18 protein-coding genes and 1 pseudogene are annotated in these 19,320 nt (G+C 67.6%); 13 read left to right on the plus strand and 6 right to left on the minus strand.

The window, feature by feature from the left end:
* Nucleotides 1-48 precede the first annotated feature (48 nt).
* Together CQW49_RS00950 and hisN are read left to right on the plus strand one after the other, a co-directional pair.
* The gene (locus CQW49_RS00950; RefSeq protein ID WP_003610917.1) at nt 49-996 is read left to right on the plus strand and encodes an N-formylglutamate amidohydrolase; all 948 of its coding nucleotides are present in this window, start codon (nt 49-51) and stop codon (nt 994-996) included.
* Nucleotides 997-1,034: 38 nt separating this feature from the next.
* Entirely contained in the window at nt 1,035-1,871 is an 837-nt protein-coding gene (gene hisN, locus CQW49_RS00955) for a histidinol-phosphatase (protein ID WP_003610916.1), read from the plus strand.
* A 52-nt stretch (nt 1,872-1,923) separates the two neighbouring features.
* Here the strand turns inward: hisN and CQW49_RS00960 are convergent, their stop codons facing one another.
* A complete protein-coding gene (locus CQW49_RS00960; protein ID WP_003610915.1) occupies nt 1,924-2,373 on the minus strand; it encodes a four-helix bundle copper-binding protein in 450 nt (149 codons plus the stop codon).
* 135 nt (nt 2,374-2,508) lie between these two features.
* Here CQW49_RS00960 and CQW49_RS00965 point away from each other — a divergent pair, with 135 nt between their 5' ends.
* Entirely contained in the window at nt 2,509-2,739 is a 231-nt protein-coding gene (locus CQW49_RS00965) for a hypothetical protein (RefSeq protein ID WP_003610913.1), read from the plus strand.
* A gap of 362 nt (nt 2,740-3,101) precedes the next feature.
* Here the strand turns inward: CQW49_RS00965 and CQW49_RS00975 are convergent, their stop codons facing one another.
* The 4 genes from CQW49_RS00975 to prfA all read right to left on the minus strand — a co-directional run bounded on the left by CQW49_RS00975 (nt 3,102) and on the right by prfA (nt 6,254).
* The gene (locus CQW49_RS00975; protein ID WP_003610911.1) at nt 3,102-3,314 is read right to left on the minus strand and encodes a hypothetical protein; all 213 of its coding nucleotides are present in this window, start codon (nt 3,312-3,314) and stop codon (nt 3,102-3,104) included.
* Nucleotides 3,315-3,428: 114 nt separating this feature from the next.
* Nucleotides 3,429-4,511 (minus strand): 3-deoxy-7-phosphoheptulonate synthase, encoded by a 1,083-nt coding sequence (locus CQW49_RS00980; protein WP_003610910.1) that lies wholly within the window; start codon nt 4,509-4,511, stop codon nt 3,429-3,431.
* A gap of 279 nt (nt 4,512-4,790) precedes the next feature.
* A complete protein-coding gene (locus tag CQW49_RS00985) occupies nt 4,791-5,039 on the minus strand; it encodes a hypothetical protein (RefSeq protein ID WP_003610909.1) in 249 nt (82 codons plus the stop codon).
* 144 nt (nt 5,040-5,183) lie between these two features.
* Nucleotides 5,184-6,254, minus strand: a complete 1,071-nt coding sequence (prfA, locus tag CQW49_RS00990) for a peptide chain release factor 1 (protein WP_003610908.1) — start codon at nt 6,252-6,254, stop codon at nt 5,184-5,186.
* 204 nt (nt 6,255-6,458) lie between these two features.
* On the opposite strand from prfA, the gene CQW49_RS00995 reads away from it, so the two are divergent.
* The 10 genes and pseudogenes from CQW49_RS00995 to CQW49_RS01030 all read left to right on the plus strand — a co-directional run bounded on the left by CQW49_RS00995 (nt 6,459) and on the right by CQW49_RS01030 (nt 16,617).
* Nucleotides 6,459-7,940 (plus strand): Alpha-tubulin suppressor and related RCC1 domain-containing protein-like protein, encoded by a 1,482-nt coding sequence (locus tag CQW49_RS00995; protein ID WP_003610907.1) that lies wholly within the window; start codon nt 6,459-6,461, stop codon nt 7,938-7,940.
* A gap of 166 nt (nt 7,941-8,106) precedes the next feature.
* Nucleotides 8,107-8,250, plus strand: a complete 144-nt coding sequence (locus CQW49_RS24250) for a hypothetical protein (protein WP_003610906.1) — start codon at nt 8,107-8,109, stop codon at nt 8,248-8,250.
* An 81-nt stretch (nt 8,251-8,331) separates the two neighbouring features.
* On the plus strand, nt 8,332-9,774 hold the full coding sequence (locus CQW49_RS01000; protein ID WP_099831848.1) for an RCC1 domain-containing protein: 1,443 nt from the start codon (nt 8,332-8,334) through the stop codon (nt 9,772-9,774).
* Nucleotides 9,775-10,134: 360 nt separating this feature from the next.
* On the plus strand, nt 10,135-10,245 hold the full coding sequence (locus CQW49_RS26250; protein ID WP_197507806.1) for a hypothetical protein: 111 nt from the start codon (nt 10,135-10,137) through the stop codon (nt 10,243-10,245).
* A 306-nt stretch (nt 10,246-10,551) separates the two neighbouring features.
* Complete coding sequence (locus CQW49_RS01015) at nt 10,552-11,994, plus strand: RCC1 domain-containing protein (RefSeq protein WP_003610903.1); 1,443 nt, start codon at nt 10,552-10,554, stop codon at nt 11,992-11,994.
* Nucleotides 11,995-12,084: 90 nt separating this feature from the next.
* Nucleotides 12,085-13,500 carry an Ig-like domain repeat protein gene (locus CQW49_RS01020; protein ID WP_003610902.1) on the plus strand — a complete coding sequence of 472 codons (1,416 nt, stop codon included), beginning with the start codon at nt 12,085-12,087 and terminating at the stop codon, nt 13,498-13,500.
* 106 nt (nt 13,501-13,606) lie between these two features.
* On the plus strand, nt 13,607-13,915 hold the full coding sequence (locus tag CQW49_RS25335) for an Ig-like domain-containing protein (RefSeq protein WP_003610901.1): 309 nt from the start codon (nt 13,607-13,609) through the stop codon (nt 13,913-13,915).
* 57 nt (nt 13,916-13,972) lie between these two features.
* A pseudogene (locus CQW49_RS26255) lies at nt 13,973-14,041 on the plus strand (hypothetical protein); the annotation flags it as partial.
* Nucleotides 14,042-14,071: 30 nt separating this feature from the next.
* Entirely contained in the window at nt 14,072-14,947 is an 876-nt protein-coding gene (locus CQW49_RS01025) for an RCC1 domain-containing protein (protein WP_244593407.1), read from the plus strand.
* 215 nt (nt 14,948-15,162) lie between these two features.
* A complete protein-coding gene (locus CQW49_RS01030) occupies nt 15,163-16,617 on the plus strand; it encodes an RCC1 domain-containing protein (protein ID WP_003610899.1) in 1,455 nt (484 codons plus the stop codon).
* Nucleotides 16,618-16,850: 233 nt separating this feature from the next.
* On the opposite strand, the gene ptsP is transcribed toward CQW49_RS01030, so the two are convergent.
* Nucleotides 16,851-19,118, minus strand: coding sequence for a phosphoenolpyruvate--protein phosphotransferase (gene ptsP / locus CQW49_RS01035; RefSeq protein WP_003610896.1), 2,268 nt, complete (start codon nt 19,116-19,118; stop codon nt 16,851-16,853).
* Nucleotides 19,119-19,320 lie beyond the last annotated feature (202 nt).

Genomic DNA, 19,320 nt, shown 5'->3' on the forward strand with positions numbered 1-19,320 from the left:
ACGAAGCGCGAGCACGGACCAAGCGCGAAACGATCGAGGGTGAGGTCGATGAGTTCCGAGCCGTTGCAGGACGAGGATAGCGCGCAGGCGCAGGACGGCGCCGCGTCGCCCGATGCGGGAATCGGCGCGCCTTTCGAGGTGATCGAGCCCGAGGAGCTGGTCTCCCCGCTGGTCTTCTCCTCTCCCCATTCGGGCGACATCTATCCCGCCGGCTTTCTCGCCAGCTCGCGGCTCGACATTGCGAGCCTGCGCCGCTCCGAGGATGCGCATGTGCATGCGCTGTTCGGCCTCGCGCCGACGGCGGGCGCGCCGCTCATCAAGGCGCATTTCCCGCGCGCCTATCTCGATCTCAACCGCGAGCCCTATGAGCTCGATCCGCGCATGTTCGAGGATGCGCTGCCAGAGTTCGTCAACACGCGCTCGCTGCGGGTCGCCGCCGGCCTCGGCACCATTCCGCGCGTCGTCGCCGACGCGCGCGAGATCTACGCCGAGCGGCTGCGCGTCGACGAGGCGCTGCGCCGCATCGACAGCCTGCACAAGCCCTATCACGCCGCGCTGCGCGGGCTGGTGGAGCGCGCGCGGCGCCGCTTCGGCGTCGCTCTGCTCGTCGATTGCCATTCGATGCCGTCGAATGTCGCCAAGGAGAGCCAGACGCCGCGCGGCGACAAGCGCAAGCCCGATTTCGTGCTCGGCGACCGCTTCGGCGCCAGCTGCTCGGCGGAGATCGTCGAGACCATCGAGGCGCGGCTGCGGCAATGGGGCTATCACGTGCAGCGCAACCGTCCCTATGCGGGCGGCTATATCACCGAGCATTACGGCCGTCCGGCCGCCGGCTCGCATGCGGTGCAGATCGAGATCGCGCGCAATCTCTACATGGACGAGAACGATCTCGCGCGCAATGACGCGTTCGAGCTGCTGGTCGCGCGGCTCGGCGAGCTGGCGCGGCTGCTGGCGCAGACGGTCGGACCGCGCGAGCAGCGCGCCGCCGCCGAATAGCCGCGAAGAGCCGACCAGCCGCGAGGAAAAGAGAGCGCATGTCCGCCGTCGATTTCGAGAAATTCGTCGAGCGTCTCGCCGATGCTTCGGGCGAGGCGATCCTGCCGTTCTTCCGCACCAGCCTCGCGACGGAGGACAAGGCCCATGGCGGCGTCTTCGATCCGGTGACCGAGGCCGACCGCGCCGCCGAGATCGCCATGCGGCGGCTCATCGAGAGCGCTTTTCCGAGCCATGGAATCGTCGGCGAGGAATTCGGCGATGTGCGCGCCGACGCCGAATATGTCTGGGTGCTCGATCCGATCGACGGCACCAAGAGCTTCATCTGCGGCCTGCCCCTGTGGGGCACGTTGATCGGCCTCACTCATAATGGCCGCCCCTGCTACGGGCTGATGCATCAGCCGTTCACGCGCGAGCGTTTTTCAGGAGACGGGGAGGCGGCCTATTGGCGCGGGCCGGCGCGCCGCCATGCGGAGCCCGCGTGGAAAGCGCAGCAAGCCGCCGCCGCCGAGGAGCGCCGCAAGCTGAGCGTGCGCGCCTGCGCGAGCCTCGCAGACGCCACCTTGATGACGACCTCGCCGAAGCTGATCGATGAGAGCCTGCGCGACGCCTTCTTCCGCGTCGAGGCGAAGACGCGCCTCTCGCGCTACGGCGGCGATTGCTATGCTTATTGCGCGCTGGCGGCGGGCCATGTCGATCTCGTGATCGAGACCAATCTCAACCCTTACGACATTGTCGCGCTGATCCCGATCGTCGAAGGCGCGGGAGGAATCGTCACCACCTGGGACGGCGGCTCGGCGGCGCAGGGCGGGGCGATCATCGCGGTGGGCGATCGCCGCATCCATGAGGCGGCGATGCGGATGCTGGCGGACGGTTGAAAACGGGCGACTCGCGCCGCCCGTCCTTTCGTTCGTTCAACTCGTCTTTCGTTCAGCTCGACACGCGCTGGCATTCGTCGGCGCAGGCTTTGCACGCGTCGCCGCAATTCTTGCATTCGGAATATTGCGGGAAGCGGTCGCATTCCTTCTTGCAGGCCATGCACACGTCATAGACCGTCTTGGCGAGCGCCGGCGTCGCCGACGAGTTGACCGCCGACAGCGTCTCCAGCGCCGCGCAGGCGGCGACGAGATCATAGGAGGCCTTGGTGCAGTCGGCCATGCTGGTGTCGTTCATCGACAGCATGCCGAAGCAATGGCGCAGGCACTCATTGCCGGTCGACACGCATTTGGCGCTCGTCTCCATCAGCGCGTGATATTTCGCCGGATGGTGATGCACAGGCGCGCCCGGCGCGAGACCTTGCGTCGTTTGCGCAAAGGCGCGGCTCGCCGAGGCCGCGGCCGCGGCGGCGCCGATGGCGGCGACGAATTGGCGGCGTTCCATTGGTCGTTCCTCTCGTGTTCGAGAAAGCTGCGCCCCACTTGGAGCGCTGTCACGAAATATCAACGCGTCCCGCCCGCGGCGCGTTGCGAAGCAATGGCGCCAACTCCATTTATTTCGTCTCTCGAGGAGGGAAAGATGGAGCAGACCGTCACGTTCTCGCTCGCGCGCAGCGATGCGGAAGCGCTCGTCGGGACGCTGCGGCGGCGGGCGGAGCGTCTATGCGACATTCGCCGCGAGCTGTGCGAGCCCGAAGAGGGAGACGAGCTCGAGCGGCAAGAGCGCGCTTTTTTCGAAGCGGAGAACGCCGTGGTCGAGCGCGTTCTCGCCGTGCTGGACGGAGCGCTCTCGGCGGCGGCGCACGCCTGAGCCCCTGCTCAGGCGGCGTCGTCCCAGACCAGCGGTCGGCGGATCTCGCCGCGCGCCTCGGGACATTTCGCCAGCAGCAGGCGCAGCACCACGGCGAGATCGGCGGCGACATGCGGCAAGCCGAGATCGGCGAAGCCGCGCGGCGAGGATGATGTCGCGCACCGCCTCCGCGCCGCGATGGCGGTTGAGCAGATAGCTGTCGAGCCTGCGCGCATGAGCGTCCGAGGGCGCCGACGATGGTTCGGCGAGCAGGCCCGAGCGCTCCAGGGATTGCGTGAGAAGGGTCATGCATCGGCTCCGTTGAGTCGATGCGCGGTCTAGCGTTCCGAGACTGACCTTTCGTGACGACTTTCCTGTGGAAACTACTGAAGCAGCGTCGCCTCGTCCGCAGCGATCCGGTCCAGCAGGCGCTCGGCCGAATCGGCGACCTTGAGCCAGACCTCGTGCCCTTCGTCGTCGCCGGCGCGCTGCAGGTCGAGCGCGCGCTCGCGCGCCTTCGACGGAGCTTTGCCGGCGAGCCGATGCGTGAGCACGCGGGCGTGGATCTCCACGGCCTGCTCGAGAGAAATCTCCATTGCGTCAACTCCTCCCGCCTCCGGGGCGGGTTGTCTTGCGGCCTCCCCGGATCTGTCACATGGCCGCGGCGCGACGCCGATGCGGCGGATCGTCGCATTTGCGCCGCATCGGCGTCAGACCGCCGCCGCGATCTGCGCGCCGGCCGCCGCACGCCGGCGCTCGACCGCCTCGGCGAGACGGCGCAGGCAGTCGAGCGATCGCGGCCAGTCGAGGCAGCCGTCGGTGACGCTCTGCCCATAGACGAGCGGCCGTCCGGCGACGAGGTCTTGACGCCCCCCGACGAGATGACTTTCGATCATCACGCCGATGACGCTGCGCTCGCAGGCTTCGATCCGCTGCGCCAGCTCATCGATCACATGGGGCTGATTCTCCGGCTTCTTGCCGCTGTTGGCGTGTGAGGCGTCGACCATCACATAGGGCGAGACGCCGGATTTTTCCGCCTCGGCGCAGGCGGCTGCGACGCTCACGGCGTCATGGTTCGGCGTCTTTCCGCCGCGCAGGATGATGTGGCAATCCTCATTGCCGCGGGTCGCGGCGATGGCGCAGCGCCCGTCCTTGGTGACGGCGAGGAAATGATGCGGCTGCGCGGCCGAGAGCGCCGCGTCGACGGCGATGCGCACATTGCCGTCGGTGCCGTTCTTGAAACCGATGGGGCAGGAGAGGCCCGAGGCGAGCTCGCGATGCACCTGGCTCTCGGTCGTGCGCGCGCCGATCGCGCCCCAGCCGACGAGATCGGCGGTATATTGCGGCGTCGTCATGTCGAGGAATTCGCAGCCCGCCGGCAGGCCGAGCTCATTCACCTCGAGCAGCAGGCGCCGCGCCAGCCGCAGCCCCGTCTCGATGTCGAAGCTGCCGTCGAGACGCGGATCGTTGATGAGGCCCTTCCAGCCGACGGTGGTGCGCGGCTTCTCGAAATAGACGCGCATGATGATCAGCAGCCGATCGGCAAATTCGTCGCGCGCTGCGGCGAGACGGCGCGCATAATCGAGCGCGGCGTCGGCATCGTGAATGGAGCACGGGCCGATGACGACGGCGAGACGGTCGTCGCGGCCGCGCAGGATCTCGCGCAGCGCGGCGCGGGCGGAAGCGACGACGCGGCTCGCGCTCTCGCTGCGCGGCAATTCGCGCATGATCTCGGCGGGCGGGGTCAGCTCTTTGATTTTGACGATGCGCAGATCGTCGGTTTCGGTCGGCACGGCGCGGCTCCTCTTCTGTGGGGGCCGGCGGCGCAAAAAAGCCGCCAGCGGGTCTGGCGGCTCCAGGGATTTTCGCGGGCTTCTGGGTCTCTAGTCGACCATCCGCATCGCTCCCTTCGCCGCCGGCGCGAGATAGCCGAAAAACCAATAGAAGGGCGCAGCGGGGACGAAGGTCATGGGGCGGCAGTTAAATCGGCGCGCGCGATCCTGTCAAGCGTCCGCGAGCGCGAAGAAAGGGCCGGGGACGCCGGCCCTTCGCAGGCGAGCCGTCGCGCGCGCTCAGTCGCAGACCGTCACGTCGCGGAAATAGCGCACATTGCCCCAGCGATCGGTGACGGGACGGCGGCTGACATAGCAATCGGAATCGGTGATCGCGTCCAGCGCGAGCGCGCCGAGCGCGCTGGCGGCGACGTCGCCCGCGTCGGGGCCATGATCATGATGATAGTGGCGCGAGTGCGCGTCGGCGGAGAGGGTCGAGCCCGCGAGGGCGAAGGCCAGCAGGCCTGCGGTGAAAAGCGTTTTGATCATGGTCGCGCTCCGTGAAACGAAATGGCGTCGCTCATCCTCGGCGAGCCTCGCGACCTTACGAAAGGCTCGCCGCGCGCGATGTGCGCCGGCGCACATCGCGGTTTCGCCATGCGAGCCTCCAAGGCTCGCCTTTGTCCCGGAACGTCATTCCTCGCTCTGCGCCAGCAGCTTCGCCTGATGATCCGTCGTCAGCGCGTCGAAGATCTCGTCGAGCTCGCCCTCGATCACGCGATCGAGCTTGTACAGCGTCAGATTGATGCGATGGTCGGTGACGCGGCCTTGCGGAAAATTATAGGTGCGGATGCGTTCCGAGCGGTCGCCCGAGCCGACCTGCGCCTTGCGGTCGGCGGCGCGCGCGCTGTCCAATCGTTGGCGCTCGGCGTCGAAGAGGCGTGAACGCAGCACTTCCATCGCCTTGGCCCTGTTGCGATGCTGCGAGCGCTCCTCCTGCATCATCACCACTATTCCCGAGGGCAGATGCGTGATGCGGATCGCCGATTCGGTCTTGTTCACATGCTGGCCGCCGGCGCCGCCGGAGCGCATGGTCTCGATCTGCAGATCCTTGTCGTCGATGGCGACATCGACTTCCTCGGCCTGCGGCAGCACCGCGACTGTCGCCGCGGATGTGTGGATGCGTCCCTGCGTCTCGGTCGCCGGCACGCGCTGCACGCGATGCACGCCAGATTCGAATTTCAATCGCGCATAGACGCCGCGTCCAGAGATCTCGGCGACGATTTCCTTATAGCCGCCGAGCGCGCCCTCGCTCGCCGAGAGAATCTCGACGCCCCAGCCTTTGACGCCGGCGTATTTCTGATAGGCGCGGAAGAGATCGCCGGCGAAGAGCGCGGCCTCGTCGCCGCCCGTTCCCGCGCGCACCTCGAGAATGACGCCCTTCTCGTCGGCCGAATCCTTCGGCAGCAGCGCGAGCTTCAACTCCTGCTCGGCGCTCGCGAGCGCGCTTTCGGCCGCGTCGAGCTCGCCCTCGACGAAGGCGCGCATCTCGGGCTCGAGCGCAGGATCGGCCAGCATCTCGCCGAGGCCGGCGATCTCGGCGCTGGTCGCGCGCCAGGTCCTGATTCTGGCGACCACATCGTCCAGCGTGGCGAGCTCGCGCGACAGCGCGACGAAGCTCGCGGCGTCCGGCCCGGCGGCGAGCCTGGCGCCGATCTCATCGTGGCGGCGGAGAATGAGGTCGAGCTTGTCTTGTGCGAACATGTCCGGTCCGAGGCCAATGCGAGCGTCTCCTTTAGCCGCTTCAGGGCGGAAAGCGAGAGAAATGGCGGGCGAAAGGAGGGGATGCGGCATAGCACAGGCTCGGCGCACCGAGTGCGTCGTTAGAGCACGGGGCCAAACCGGGTTCACAGCTTGTTCACGACAGTGCTATTTTCTAGCCTCCGTTGCATAGGGGGAGGCTTTGTCATGAGTTTTTTCACAATTTCGTGCATGTCGGGGGTCGTCGCGGCCGCGGCGCCTCGGTGGCTCGCCGTCGCGATCCTCTCTCTTTCCCTCGCCGCGCCCGCCGTCGCAGCGAGCGCGTCGCGCACGCGGCTCATGGCCCAGCCCGGTTCTTCGAAAGCCGGCCTCGCGGTGAAGCTCATCGCCGAGGTCGATGGCCTCGGCGGCGGCGCGCCGACGGGGACGGTGAGCTTTTCCGAAGGCGGCGTCGCGCTGGGCGCGGGAACGCTGTCGGCCTTTGGCGCCGGGCAGGCGACGCTGGCGTCGGCTTGCGCGCTGACCAGCGTCGGCGGCGTCATGTGCTGGGGCTATAATGAATTCGGCGCAGTCGGCGACGGGACGACGACGGATCGACCTTCACCGGTCGCGGTGTCCGGCCTGTCCGGCGGCGTCGTCGCGATCACGACAGGAGCGTTGCATGCCTGCGCGCTGACGGTCGCGGGCGCCGTGCTCTGCTGGGGCTCGAACGCCAATGGTCAGATCGGCGATGGGACGATGACGAATCGTCTGACGCCGGTCGCCGTATCGGGTCTTTCGAGCGGGGTCGTCGCGATCGCGGCGGGCCAATTCCACAATTGCGCCCTGACCAGCGCGGGCGCCGTCCTTTGCTGGGGTTGGGACGGACTCGGTCAACTCGGCGATGGAGTGGAGAATTACTATGTGAATCGTCTCACGCCGGTCGGCGCCTGGGGGCTTTCGAGCGGCGTCGTCTCGATCACGGCGGGCGACAATCACAGTTGCGCGGTGATGAGAGGCGGCGCCGCACGATGCTGGGGTCAAAATCACCGAGGCCAGCTCGGCGACGGGACGACGACGGAGCGTAGTAAGCCTGTCGCCGTTACCGGTCTTGCGGGTGGCGTCGCCGCGATCATGGCCGGAGGGGTCCATACTTGCGCGGTGACCAGCGCCCATGCCGTCAAATGTTGGGGCTACAACTACTATGGCCAGGTCGGCGACGGGACGACGACGACTCGCATCACCCCGGTGGCCGTGTCTGGCCTCTCGAGCGGCGTCGTCGCGCTCGCGGCCGGCTACGGTCATAATTGCGCGCTGAAAGGCGACGGCGGGCTCTGGTGCTGGGGGCGCAACTACTTCGGCCAGGTCGGCGACAGGACGACGACGCATCGCGCCACGCCCGTTTCCGTGCCCGGCCATACGAGAGGCGTGCTCGCGATCGCGCTGGGCGGCGATCATAGCTGCGTTTCGGTCGGCGGCGGGATCGTCCGATGCTGGGGTAACAACTGGCATGGCGAGCTCGGCGACGGAACGTTCAAGAACCGTCTCGCCCCGGCGCCGATTCCCGGCTTCACGGCGCTGATCCGTGCGCGGGCGTCCATGCTGACCAATTCGCTCGCCGTCGGGTCGCATACGCTGCAAGCGAGCTTTCCGGGCGACGCCGCGCATTCGGCGTCGAGCGGATCGCAGTCGCACAGCATCGTCCCGTGACGCTGGCTCGGCGCGCCGCTCGGCCGTGAAACAAAAGCGAATGCGGCGCTCCGCCGCGAGCGGCGGCCGAGAGGTGCGTCGTTAGAGCGCGGGGCCGAACCGGGGTCGAAGCTTGTTCACGACAGGACGATTTCCTAGCCTCCGTTGACGTTGCGGAGGCTTCATCATGAGTTGTTTCAAAATTTTGTGCATCGCTCTGTCTGTCACGGCGGCTCCGGCCGTCGGGACGCATCGGCTGCAGGCGAGCTATCCGGGTGAAGGAGCGCATGGCCCGTCGAGCCGGCTGCATACGCACTTCGTCGTCCCTTGACGGCCGAACGGATAGGCCGGTCCGAACGCGTCGAGCCGCCAGATCATGCCGCTCTTCTCGCTTTTCACGGAGTTTTCGATCATGAGCGCTTTCCGATTTGTTGCTGCCGCGATTTTGTCTCTCGCCCTCGCGGCGCCCGCATTCGCCGAGAGCGCGTCGCGCACGCGGCTCTTGTCTCGGCCCAATCCGACGAAGCTCGGCCAGACGGTGAAGCTCGTCGGCGAGGTCGACGGGCTCGGCGGTGCGCCGACGGGAACGGTGGGCTTTGCCGACGGCGCGATCACGCTCGGCGCGGGGCCGCTGTCGCCCTATGGCGCGGGGCAGGCGACTTTGTCGATGGGCGGTCAGCACAGTTGCGCCTTGCCTGCGGCAGGCGGCGTGAGCTGCTGGGGTCGAAACGATTATGGCCAGCTCGGCGACGGAACAATGGTCCGCCGAAGCAGTCCCGTCTCGGTGTCGGGTTTGCCGAGCGACATCGTCGCGATCTCGATGGGCGATGGCCACAGCTGCGCGTTGACCAGCGCCGGCGCCGTCGAATGCTGGGGCTGGAATCAAGTCGGGCAGCTCGGCGACGGGACTTATCCGAACCGGTCTGCGCCGGGCGTCGTGACGCGTCTTTCGAGCGGCGTCGTTGCGATCGCATCCGGCGACGTCCACAGCTGCGCGTTGACCAGCGTCGGCGCGGTGAAATGCTGGGGTTCGAATGTCGCGGGGCAGCTCGGCGCCGGAACGCCGACCTATCATCGCACCCCCATTGGCGTGACAGGGCTTCGGAGCGGCGTCGTCGCCATCGCTGGCGGAAACCAGCACAGTTGCGCGCTCGCCACCGCCGGCGCCGTAAAGTGCTGGGGCTCTAATTCCCACGGCCAGCTCGGCGATGGGACGACGGCGAATCGCGCGACGCCCGTCGCCGTGCCGAGCCTCTCGAGCGGCGTCGTCGCGATCACGGCGGGCTGGGGCCACAGCTGCGCGCTGACCAAGGCCGGCGCCGTCGTTTGCTGGGGCGACAACTCCAACGGTCAGATCGGCGACGGAACGACGACGACCCGTCACACCCCGGTCGTAGTGTCAGGTTTGACGAGCGGCGTCGTCGCGATCGCAACGGGCAGCAATCATAACTGCGCGCTCAAGGGCAACGGCGCTGTCCTGTGCTGGGGATCCAATCAAGACGGTGTGCTCGGCGACAGGACGATGACAAATCGGACGACGCCCGTCGCAGTGCCTGGCCACACACGAGGCGTCGTTGCGATCGCGCTGGGCTCCGATCACACCTGTGTGACGATCAGCTCCGGGGTCGTCAGATGCTGGGGCAGCGACGGGCTGGGTCAGCTCGGCGACGGAACGTTTCAGCGCCGCCGCCTCGCGCCCAAGCCGATTCCTGGTTTCACGGCGCTCGTCCGCGCGCGGGGGCATCTGCTGACCAACTCGCTCGCCGTCGGGACGCATGCGGTGCAGGCGAGCTATCCCGGCGATGCGGCGCATACGCCGTCTAGCGGAACGCAGTCGCTGACCGTCGTCCCGTGACGCCGGCTCGTCGCTGCTTCTCTCGGGCCTCTCGATTAACGGAGTTTCGAACATGAATGCCTTGCGATTTCTCGCAGTCGCAGCCCTTTCTCTCGCGCTCGCCGCGCCGGCTTTCGCAAAAAGCGCGTCGCGCGCGCGGCTCGTCACTCTGCCTGATCCGGCGAAGGCAAGCCAGGCGGTGTTGCTGCAAGCCGAGGTCGACGGCCGCCGCGGCGGCCCGTTGGGCTTGGTGAGCCTCACCGACGGCTCCGTGTCTTTGGGTTCGGCGAAATTGGCGCGCGCGGGAGCGCGGCAGGCGACCTTGTTCGCCGGAATTCGAGCCATATCGTCGCGATCGCGACCGGCCTTCATAGTTGCGTATTGACCAGCGCCGGCGCCGTCAAATGCTGGGGTCACAATTCCGAGGGCCAGCTCGGCGATGGAACGACACGCCCGTCGCCGTATCAAATCTTTCCGGCGGAGTCGCCGTGATCGCGCTCGGATTGGTTCATAGCTGCACGGTGACCATCGGCGGCGCCAAATGCTGGGGTTATAACTATGACGGCCAACTCGACGACGGAACCACGACAAACAAAGTCCTCCCCACGCCCGTCTCCCGCCTGACGCCCGTCGTCCGCGCCCGCGCGCGGCTATCGACGCGCGCGCTCGGTGTGGGGACCATGCGCTGCAGGCGAGCTTTCCGGGCGATGCAACTCACACGCCGTCGAGCGGATCGCAATGGCAGACCATCGTCCAGTGACGGCCGCCGCTTCCTCTCATTCGACGGAGATTTCGATTATGAACGCTTTCAGATTTGTCTGCGCCGCTGCGCTGTCCCTCGCCCTCGTGGCGCCCGCATTCGCCAAGAGCGCGTCGCGCATGCGGCTGCTCGCTTCGCCCGATCCGGCGAAGATAGGGAGGACCGTGCGGCTACAGGCCGAGGTCGACGGCCGCGGGCTCGGGCCGACGGGGAAGGTGACCTTTTCCGATGGAGCGGTCGTCATCGGCGCGGCGCTGCTGTCGCGCATCGGCGCGGGGCAGGCGACCCTGACCGGGGGAGCGACGCATGCCTGCGCAGTCTCTGCGGCTGGCGGCGCGCGATGCTGGGGCGGGAACGACCGCGGCGCGCTCGGCGACGGCTCGACCAAGCAAAGAGACGCGCCGGTCGATGTGCAGGGGCTCTCGCACGATATCGTCGCGGTCACGGGGGGTATTCTGCACAGCTGCGCGCTGACCAGCGCCGGCGCCGTCAAATGCTGGGGTTTCAACAATTCCGGCATTCTCGGCGATGGGACGTCGAACGACCGACTCAGGCCGGTCGGCGTGTCGGGCCTTTCGAGCGGCGTCGTCGCCGTCGCGGCCGGCGCGGTCCACACTTGCGCGCTGACCAGCGCCGGCGCCGCCAAATGCTGGGGGTACAATTCCGAGGGCCAGCTCGGCGACGGAACGACGTCGAGCCGCCGAACGCCGGTCGACGTAGCGGGCCTTTCGAGCGGCGTCGTCGCGATCACGGGAGGCAGAGAGCACACATGCGCTGCAACCAGCGCCGGCGCCGTCAAATGCTGGGGCTATAATGACCGTGGCCAGATCGGCGACGGGACCACGTCGGACCACTCGGCGCCCGTCGCCGTGTCGGGTCTTTCGAGCGGGGTCGTCGGCATCTCGGCGGGAGGGGCTCACAGCTGCGCGCTGACCAGCGCCGGCGCTGTCCTATGCTGGGGAGCCAATTTCGACGGCCAGCTCGGCGACGGGACCTATGAAAATCGTTCCACCCCGGTCGCGGTGTCGGGACTTTCGAGCGGCGTCGTCGCCATCTCGGCGGGCGAATATCACACTTGCGCGCTGACCGGCGCGGGCGCCGTCCTGTGCTGGGGATCGAACTCGTTCGGCGCGCTCGGCGATGCGTCGACGCCGGGCAGTCGGCCCATTCCCGGGCCGGTGACGGGTCTTTCGAGCGGCGTTCGCGTCGTCGCCGCCGGCGGCTCCCATACTTGCGCGCTGACCAGCGCCGGCGCAGTTCAATGCTGGGGCCAGAACTTCTTCGGCCAGATCGGCGACGGCACGAATACGCATCGTTCGACCCCGACGCCGGTCCTTCGCTTGACTCCCGCTGTGCGTGGCCGCGCGCTTTTGTCGACGCGCTCGCTCGGCGTCGGCGCGCACACGTTGCAGGCGAGCTTTCCGGGAGACGCGGCGCATGACCCGTCGAGCGCGGCGCAGTCGCAGACCATCGTCCCGTGACGGCGGCTCCGGCGGGGCAGCGCGGCCGACCTCGTTCGGGGCGCGCCTCGGCGTCCTCGATCATCTAGCTTCATTGCGGAGATTTCGATCATGACTGCTTTCAAAATTCTCTGCGTGGCCCTGTCTCTCGCCCTCGCGGCGCCGGCATTCGCCAAGAGCGCGTCGCGCACGCGGCTGCTCACTTCGCCCAATCCGGCGAAGCTCGGCCAGACGGTGAAGCTCGTCGGCGAGGTGGATGGTTTCGGCGGCGGCGCGCCGACGGGGACGGTGAATTTCACCGACGGCGACGTCGCGCTCGGCGCCGGGACGCTCTCGCCTTACGGCGCGGGACAGGCGACGCTGACGGCGAACATGTGGCACGTCTGCGCCTTGACATCCGCCGGCGGAGCCGCGTGCTGGGGCCGCAACTCCGCCGGCGAGGTCGGAGACGGGACGACGACGAGGCGCCTGAGCCCGGTCGCGGTGACGGGTCTTTCGAGCGGCGTCGTCGCCATATCGGCCGGCGGTTCGTATTCTTGCGCGCTGACCACCGTCGGCGGCGTCAAATGCTGGGGCGTCAACTATGCCGGCCAGCTCGGCGATGGGACGACCTTGGAGCGTCACCAGCCCGTCGCCGTTTCGGGATTGTCGACCGGCGTGGTCGCCATCGCGGCGGGATCTCAGCACAGCTGCGCGCTGACCGCCGTCGGAGGCGTCGAATGTTGGGGCAGCAACTATTACGGCCAGCTCGGCGACGGGACCACAGAAAATCGCCACACCCCCGTCACTGTGTCGGGCCTCTCGAGCGGCGTCGTCGCGATCTCGGCCGGCCAACATCACAGTTGCGCGCTGACCAGCGTCGGCTCCGTCAAATGCTGGGGGGGCATCTACACCAATCACAGCACCGTTCCCGTGGCCGTGCCCGGGCTGTCGAGCGGCGTCGCGGCGATCGCGTCGGGATTTTCTCACGCTTGCGCCCTCACCAGCCTCCACGGCGTCAAATGCTGGGGCACCAACAACTGGGGCGAGCTCGGCGACGGCACGAGGACGAACCGCTCGACGCCGGTCGAGGTCTCTACGCTGTCGACCGGCGTGGTGGCGATCGCCGGCGGACAGTACCATACCTGCGCCTTGAAAGGCGACGGCGCGCTTTTCTGCTGGGGGTCCAACGACAGCGGCCAAGTCGGCGACAGAACGACCACGACTCGCGACACGCCTGTCGCCGTGCCCGGCCATACACGGGGCGTCGCCGCGATCGCGCCGGCATTCGGATACACCTGCGTCTCGATGGTCACCGGGGTCGTCAGATGCTGGGGCTTCAATGCGAGCGGGCGACTCGGCGATGGGACGACCAGGAACCGCCGCGCTCCCAAGCCTATCCCCGATTTCACGGCCCTCGTTCGCACGCGGGCGCCTTTGTTGACAAAGTCGCTCGGCGCCGGAACGCATACGCTGCGGGCGACCTATTCGGGCGATGCGGCGCATTCGCAGTCGAGCGGCTCGCGCGCGCAGACCATCGCTCCGTGAAGAGGCGTCTTTGATCGAACGGCGGTCTTGCGAGGCGGCTCCGCCGCACTTGCTCGTGTCACGCGAAATGTCTAGCCTGCGCTCAATTCAGGGAGGGATTTCGATCATGAGCGCTTTCAAAATGTTCTGCGTCGCGCTGTGTCTCGTCCTCGCGGCGCCCGCGTTCGGCAAGAGCGCGTCGCGCACGCGGCTGCTCACTTCGCCCAATCCGGCGAAGCTCGGCCAGACAGTGAAGCTCGTCGGCGAGGTCGATGGCTTCGGCGGCGGCGCGGCGACCGGCAAGGTGACGTTCACCGATGGCGATGTCACGCTCGGATTGGGGACGCTGTCGCCTTATGGAGCGGGGCAGGCGACGCTCTCGGTGGGCCAGTGGCACAATTGCGTCTTGGACGCCGCCGGCGGGATCTCGTGCTAGGGCGTCAACAAGCATGGACAGCTCGGCGACGGAACGACGACGCGCCGCCTCACGCCGGTCGCCGTGTCGCTCTCGAGCCGCGCCGTCGCGGTGACGGTCGGCTATGCGCACAGCTGCGCGTTGACCACCGCCGGCGGCGTCAAATGCTGGGGTTGCATGACTGTTATCGAAGACAACATTTGCGAGGACAGCTCCACCCCTGTCTCCGTGCCGGGATTGTCGACCGGCGTCGTCGCCATCGCGGCGGGGTACGGGCACACTTGCGCGCTGACCGCCACCGGCGCGGTAAGATGCTGGGGCTTGAACTGGCATGGCCAACTCGGCGACGGCACGACCACGTCGCGAAGTGTTCCTGTTCCCGTCTCGGGTCTTTCGAGCGGCGTCGTCGCAATCGCGACGGGCGACTACTACAGTTGCGCGCTGACCATCGCGGGCGCCGTCAAATGCTGGGGGTGGAACTTGTATGGTCAGCTCGGCGACGGGACCCTGCAAGATCGTCACAGCCCCGTCTCGGTGTCGGGATTGTCGAGCGGCGTCAGCGCGATCTCTTCGGCGGCACTGCACAGCTGCGCGTTGACCCGCGCGCATGGCGTCAAATGCTGGGGTAAAATCAGCGACGGCAGCTCGGGGGGAATCGTCGGGTCGACGCCGAAAGATTTCGGGACGTTCACCGGCTTGGTCGCGATCGACGCCGGGAATTCACGGGCTTGTGCGTTGAAAGGCGATGGCGCGCTGCTGTGCTTGAAGCTCGGTCAAGGCGGCGTGCCCATCGCCGAACCCATTTACACGCGAGGGGTAGTCGCGTCGGCGGGAGGCTCCGCTTGCGTCTCTATGGCCTCCGGCGCCGTCACCTGCAGGCTGACATGCTGCAACATGCCGAAGCTTCCCAGTGTGACGGCCCTCGTCCGCGCGCGGGCGTCTCTGCTGGTCAACTCGCTCGGCGTCGGAACGCACACGCTGCGGGCCACCTATTCGGGCGACGCGGCGCATTCGCAGTCGAGCGGCTCGCGCGCGCAGACGATCGTTCCGTGAGGGAACGGCCCAGATCGAAGGGCGGCCTCGCGAGGCGTGGGACGCATGCGCTCCGGGCGAGCTATCCAGGCAATGCGTCGCATATGCCGTCGAGCGGGTCGACATCGCAGGTCATTGCGCCGTGAGGGCGGCTTCCGCTCCATCAAGCTTTTCGAATGGCCCAGGCGCATCGATTTTTTTGTCGTCGGGCGCGCCATCGCATAGAGGTTCCGACCATGAACTTTTTCAAATTTCTCTGCCTCGCATCGGCTCTCGCGCTCGCGGCTCCCGCATTGGCGCAGAATGCGTCGCGCACGCGGCTCGTCACGCATCCCTATTCTTCGAAAGCGGGCCAGACCGTGAAGCTCGTAGCGGAAGTCGACGGCCTCGGCGGCGGAGCGCCGACGGGGACGGTGAGCTTTGCCGAGGGCGCGGTCGCGCTGGGCGCGGGAATCCTGTCGCCCTATGGCGCGGGACAGGCGACTCTGGCCGGCGGCTCTTATCACACATGCGTGTTGGGTGCAGCGAGCGACGTCCAATGCTGGGGCGACAATTCCTACGGTCAGCTCGGCGACGGAACGATTACGGATCGATACAGTCCCGTCGCCGTGTCGGGTCTTTCGAGCGGCGTCCTCGCGATCGTGGCGGGCGCCCATCACACTTGCGCGCTGACCGCTGCCGGCGCCGTCGCGTGCTGGGGACCGAATTACTTCGGCATGCTCGGCGACGGGACCGGTGTGCAGCGTCTTACCCCGGTCGCCGTGCAGGGTCTTTCGAGCGGCGTCGTCGCGATCGCGGCGGGCGGCCTGCACACCTGCGCGCTGACAATCGCCGGCGCGGTCAAATGCTGGGGCTCGAACGCGAAAGGCCAGCTCGGCGACGGGACGAAACTCGACCGCTACGTTCCGGTCGCGGTGCAGGGTCTTTCGAGCGGGGTCGTCGCGATCGCAGCGGGCGCCGAGCACAGCTGCGCGCTGACCAGCGTCGGCGCCGTCAAATGCTGGGGGTCCAATGAAGCGGGCGCGGTCGGCGACGGGACGAGCGGATACCACTTGTATCGTCTCGTTCCCGTCGCCGTCTCGGGCCTTTCGCGCGACATCGTCGCGATTTCGGCGGGCAACAATCACACTTGCGCGCTGACCGCCGCCCGCGCCGTCAAATGCTGGGGTTTGAATACCTACGGCGAGCTCGGCGACGGCACGACCACTTCCCGAAACATTCCTGTCCCCGTCTCGGGTCTTTCGAGCGGCGTGGTCGCGATCTCGACCGGAGCCACATCCCAGTTCAACTGCGCGCTGAAGGGCGGCGGCGGCGTTCTGTGCTGGGGCCGTAACCATTTCGGCGAACTCGGCGACCTCTCTGTCACTGATCGCTCGACGCCTGTGGCTGTCGCAGGACATACGCGGGACGTCGACGCAATCGCTTTGGGAAAGTTTCATACCTGCATCTCGATCGGTTCCGGGATCGTCAGATGCTGGGGGAGAAACAATGCCGGCCAGCTCGGCGATGGGACGATCGCGAACCGGCGGTCCCCAGCGCCGGTCCCCGGCTTCACTGCGCTGATCCGCGCCCGGGCGACAATGCTGACCCATTCGCTCGGCGTCGGGGCGCATCAGCTGCTGACGAGTTTTCAGGGAGACGCGCTTCATACGCCCTCGAGCGGGGCGACATGGCACACCGTCAATCCATGACGACAACTCGGCAGGCCGCGCTCTCGCATGAATGCGCGGTGAGGTCCGAGCAGCTTCGTCGTGATCGCAGTAGGCCGAGGCCGCGCTCGTGCGATGACCGGCAGCGGCGCTGCGCTATGCGGCTCGGATAAATGGGTCCATTGGGCGTTGCAGCGCTATTATCCGACCCGCTTCGCGGGCCTCTCTTCACCATGAGCAGCGGGAGAAGGGCGCAGCGTTTCCACTCCGTGGCGCTAAACCGGAATCTCCCGCGACAGCGCGAACTCGCGCATTTTCTCGCGCAGGCTCGGCGCGCCGTCCTCCTCGGCGAGCAGCGCGGCGACGAACACCTGGGCTTCATCGAGATTGGTGGCGAGGATCATCGCCTTCACCGGGCCGATCGACGAGGGCGACATCGACAGCGAGCGATAGCCGATGGCGAGCAGCGCCAGCGCCTCGAGCGGGCGGCCGCCCATCTCGCCGCACAGCGTCACCGTCTTGCCGGCGCGACGGCCGGCGTCGGCGATGCGCTCCAGCGCGCGCAGCACCGGCGTCGACAGCGGGTCATAGCGCTTGGCGACGCGCGTGTTGTCGCGGTCGGCGGCATACATATACTGCACGAGGTCGTTGGAGCCGACCGAGAGAAAATCGGCGTGCGCGGCGAGGGTGTCGAGCTCCCACAGCAGCGAGGGCACCTCGACCATGGCGCCGAGCCGCAGATCGGACGGCGTCGCATGGCCGTGGCGCTCGAGATGGGCGAGCTCGCGCAGCGCGATTCCCTTGGCCGCGTCGAATTCCGCGACATTGGCGATCATCGGGAACATGATGCGCAGATCGCGCCCCGCCGCCGCTTTCAGCATGGCGCGCAGCTGCATGCGCAACAGGCCCGGGCGATCGAGCCCGATGCGGATGGCGCGCCAGCCGAGAGCGGGATTCTCCTCCTCGATCGTCGCCATATAGGGCAGGATCTTGTCGCTGCCGATGTCGAGCGTGCGGAAGGTCACCGGGCGCTCGGGCGCTGAATCGAGCACCGCCTTGTAGAGCAGATATTGCTCGTTCATGCGCGGAAAGCGCGGCGCCACCATGAATTGCAGCTCGGTGCGGAACAGTCCGATCGAGCTGGCGCCGGTCTCGTGCAGATGCGGCACGTCGACGATCAATCCGGCGTTCATATGCAGCGCGATCCCGGCGCCGTCCTTGGTGACGGCGGGAACGTCGCGGAGCTTCGCATATTGCTCCATGCGGCGGGCGCGCAGCCGCGCCTTCTCGCCATAGGCGGTCTGCACGTCCGGCGGCGGGCGGATATGCACGTCGCCGGTGACGCCGTCGACGATGATGGCGTCGCCCGCCTCGACGAGATCGGAGACATTGGGCGCGAGGCCGACAGTGGCGATGCCGAGCGCGCGGGCGACGATGCCGACATGGCTCGCCGGCCCGCCTTCCTCCAGCACGAGGCCGCGCAGCCGCTTGCTGTCATAGTCGAGCAGAGCGGCCGGACCCATGGTGCGGGCGACGACGATGGCGTTCTCGGGAATGAGCTCGCGGTCGGAGACATAGCTCTGGCCGGTGAGCTGATGCAGCAGGCGATTGGCGAGATCGTCGAGATCATGCAGCCGGTCGCGCAGATAGGGGTCGGTCTGGCGCTGCAGCTTGGCGCGCGCGTCGTTCTGCACGCGCTCCACCGCCGCCTCGGCGGTGAGGCCGCTGAGCACGGCCTCGTGCAGCCGGCGCACCCAGCCGCGGTCATTGGCGAAGATGCGCACGGCCTCCAGCACCTCGCGGTGCTCGCCGGCGCCCATGCGGTCGCCATGGGCGACGAGCTCGTCGATCGAGATGCGCATCGCCTCGATCGCCGCGTCGAGACGGCGCGCCTCGGCGGCGACATCCTCGGCGATCAGCTGCTTGATGACGACGCGCGGCTCGTGCAGCACCACATAGCCGAGGCCGACGCCCTCGCACATGGGCGCGCCCTTCAGCACCAGCGGACGGTCGAGCGCGAAATTCTCGGGCGCCTTGGCGATCGAGCGCAGCTCGCCCGAGGCGATCATCTCGGCGACGAGCATCGCCGTCGTCTGCAGCGCCTCTATCTCCTCGTCCGAATAGACGCGCCGCACCTTGTTCTGCACGACCAGCACGCCGAGCGTGTTGCCGCCGCGCAGAATCGGCACGCCGAGGAATGAGTGATAGACCTCCTCGCCCGTCTCCGGCCGATAGGCGAAGGAGGGGTGCTCCTGCGCCTCGGAGAGGGCGAGCGGCTCGGCGTTGCGCGCGATGAGGCCGACGAGGCCCTCGCTCGTGCGCATGGTGGTGAGATGCACCGCCTCGCGGTTCAGGCCTTCGGTGGCGTAGAGCTCGAGCGTCTGGTCGGCGTGCTGGACATACACAGAACAGACCTCGGCGACCATGTTAGACGCGATCAGCACGACGATCTTGTCGAGCCGCGCCTGGGCGCTTACCGGCTCCGCCATCACCTCGCGAAGCCGGCGGAGCAGCAAGCGGGGTCCGCCGAGAGCGCTACGCATCTAGTGTTCCTGTTCCGACGACATGCCTTCGCCGCGGCGAGCCGACAGGTTCGCCCCGCTTCGATTTAGACCTGTTCCAATATCTCCACGCCCGTCCAACGAGCTATATTGGCCTCCTCCCGCCTCCGCAAGCGCGGCTGCGCGGCCGGCGCCCCGACGCAAGGACCATACCGGTTCGTTCGCCTTGCGAAGCGGCTGCGCA

The sequence above is a fragment of the Methylosinus trichosporium OB3b genome, from assembly GCF_002752655.1.
Taxonomy (GTDB): Bacteria; Pseudomonadota; Alphaproteobacteria; order Rhizobiales; family Beijerinckiaceae; genus Methylosinus; species Methylosinus trichosporium.